Source organism: Acidisphaera rubrifaciens HS-AP3 (assembly GCF_000964365.1).
Taxonomy (GTDB): Bacteria; Pseudomonadota; Alphaproteobacteria; order Acetobacterales; family Acetobacteraceae; genus Acidisphaera; species Acidisphaera rubrifaciens.
Map to the genome: position 1 here is coordinate 1 of NZ_BANB01000963.1, position 335 is coordinate 335.

Genomic DNA, 335 nt, shown 5'->3' on the forward strand with positions numbered 1-335 from the left:
GAAGGCGTAGACATTGAACCGCGCCTCCATCCGCTGCTCGCCGTTGCGTACGGGGATCACCGACCCCTCCACCTGCAGGTCGTCGATCAGCATCCGCGGCGCCGCCGCCTCGATCGCGCCGAGCAGGCGGATCAGCACCGGCCAGGTCGTGCTGAGCGTCACGCGCAGGCCGATGCGCCGCAGCGCCCCCGCCTGTTCGCCGGACAGCGCCTCCACGCTCGCCAGGGAGGCATCGGTCGCACCGGCCATCGCCTGCAGCCGCTCCTGCAGCGTCGCGGACGCGATGGCGTCGTTCGCGCCGGCGATCAGCGCCTGCGGCGCGGGGCCGGTGGTGT

1 protein-coding gene is annotated in these 335 nt (G+C 73.4%); it reads right to left on the bottom strand.

Annotation, left to right across the window (positions count from 1 at the left end; translation table 11 throughout):
• Positions 1 to 335: type II secretion system protein GspM (gene gspM / locus B8460_RS19385; RefSeq protein WP_048863272.1), on the bottom strand; the 335-nt coding region annotated here is incomplete at both ends.